2 protein-coding genes are annotated in these 2,066 nt (G+C 74.6%); one reads left to right on the top strand and one right to left on the bottom strand.

What is annotated here, in order from left to right; genetic code table 11:
• The coding region (locus SSBG_RS20130; protein WP_008747912.1) for an EF-hand domain-containing protein at positions 1-479 on the bottom strand (479 nt) is incomplete at its 3' end.
• Between the two features lie 346 nt (positions 480-825).
• Here SSBG_RS20130 and SSBG_RS20125 point away from each other — a divergent pair.
• Positions 826-2,066: serine/threonine-protein kinase (locus SSBG_RS20125; RefSeq protein ID WP_420790341.1), on the top strand; the 1,241-nt coding region annotated here is incomplete at its 3' end.

Below are 2,066 nucleotides of genomic sequence, written 5' to 3'. Positions count from 1 at the left end.
GCGTAGAAGTCCTTGATGCCCTCGACCCAGACGGCCACGGGGAGCTGATCGGCCGTCGTGGGGCCGAAGGCCTCGAAGAGCGCCTCGGTGTTGACCGGCGCGAAGCCGATCGCGGTCATGAGGGCGAGGAAGTCCCGCCGGGCGATGAGCCCGTCGCCGTCCGGGTCGCCGAGCGCGGCGAGGGCTTCGGCGAACTCGGTGACGGTCGCGTCGAAGCGCTCGGGCGAGAGCACGCAGGCGGCGTACTCGTCGAAGTCGATCTCGCCGTCGCCGTTGGTGTCGAGCGTCGTGCGCAGGGTCGTCCAGTACTGCGCGAAGGCGCCGCGCAGCCGGTCCTTGGCCGGGGCGGCGGCCTCGGGCGCCGCGGCGACGACCCGGTCGGCCATGAGCGTGAAGTCCTCGGCCTCCAGGACGCCGCTGTGGTTGGCGTCCAGCAGGGAAAAGACGAGCGCGACCCGCTGGGTGGCCTCAGCACGCATGTTCTCTCACTCTCGTGCGGCGGGACCGGTGGCTCCGGCGGTCCGGCAACTCCGGCGGCCCGCTTCGTACGGCCGGACGGCGCCCGGCCCGGGTCCGGACGGCATCCGGCCCGGGGGATGACTGCCCCACGGCGGCGCAGCCACACGAATAGCGGGAGATTTAACCGAATGGGGTGAAGTGCCGCCGTTTTCGGGTGCGTTCACTCTCCCGTGTGCTGTACGAAAGAACGCCAGGTGGGAGGCGGTGCGGGCGGCCCGGTCGGCGGGGCCGGCACTGGGCGCGGGCCGCTCTGAAATTCGTACAAGTTATCTTGTTGTTTCCCTGTGTCCAGGGATGGTTGAGCGGATGGTCGAGGGGAGCAGGCACGTGTCCGAACCGGACCGGCTCATCAGTGGCCGCTACCGGCTGCTCGAACGGGTCGGCAGCGGGGGCATGGGCACCGTCCACCTCGCCGAGGACACGCTGCTCGGGCGCCGCGTCGCGCTCAAGAAGCTCCACGTGCCGCCGCACCTCGCCGAGGACGAGCTCCAGCGGATGTACGCGCGCACGCGGCGCGAGGCGCGCAGCGCGGCGATGATCACGCACCCGCACGTCATCGTGGTGCACGACGTCGTGGACGACAGCGGGCTGCCGTGCATCGTCATGGAGTACGTGCCCTCCCGGACCCTCGCCGACGTGCTCCGCGAGCGGGGGCCGCTGCCCGTGGCCGAGGCCGCGCGCATCGGCGCGGCGATGCTCTCCGCGCTGGGCGCCGCGCACGCGGTGGGCGTGCTGCACCGCGACGTGAAGCCGGCGAACGTGCTGCTCGGCGAAAGCGGGCGGGTCGTGCTCACCGATTTCGGGATCGCCGTCGAGCCGGGCACGCCCTCGCTGACGCGTACCGGGGAACTCATCGGCTCCGTGCAGTACCTGGCCCCGGAGCGGCTGCGCCCCGGGATCGCCGTACCGGGCCCGCCCGCCGACCTGTGGGCGCTCGGGGCGACCCTCTACCAGGCCGTCGAGGGCGCTCATCCCTTCGACCGGCCGACCCCGATCGAGACGGCGTACGCCGTCTTCGAGGCGGCCCACCCACCGCCCCGGCACGCGGGCGCGCTCGCTCCGGTACTCGAAGGGCTCCTGGTCAAGGACCCTTCGCGGCGGATGGACGCGGCGACGGCGGCGCGGCTCCTGGAGCGCGCGCGACGCGAGGACGGCGGCTGGCCGGAGCCGCTGCGCGGCGGCGGCGAGGTCACGGCCCGCGTGATCGACGCGACGCCTTCGGGCGGCAGCCCGTACCCGGGAACGGGGGCGGTGGAGGCGCTGCCGGCGGCGGGAGCGAACACGCCTGGCGGCACGGGTATGGGCACGGCCGGCGGTACGGGCGCGGGCACGGGGGGCGGCACGGGCGCGGGGGCCGCTACCGGAGCCGGTGACGGCGCGGGCACGGGTCACGCCGGCGGCACGGGCGTCGGTACGGCCGGTACGGGTGCGGGTGCGGGCGTCGGCAGCGGTGCCGGTACCGGGCCCGTCGTGGCGGCGGGCGCGAGCGCGGCCCCGTACGGCACGCCGTTCGCCGCCCCCGGCCCTCCCGGCCACCCCTCCCCCAG

Source organism: Streptomyces sp. SPB074 (assembly GCF_000154905.1).
Classification (GTDB): domain Bacteria; phylum Actinomycetota; class Actinomycetes; order Streptomycetales; family Streptomycetaceae; genus Streptomyces.
This window is presented reverse-complemented; position numbering and strand designations above follow the sequence as displayed.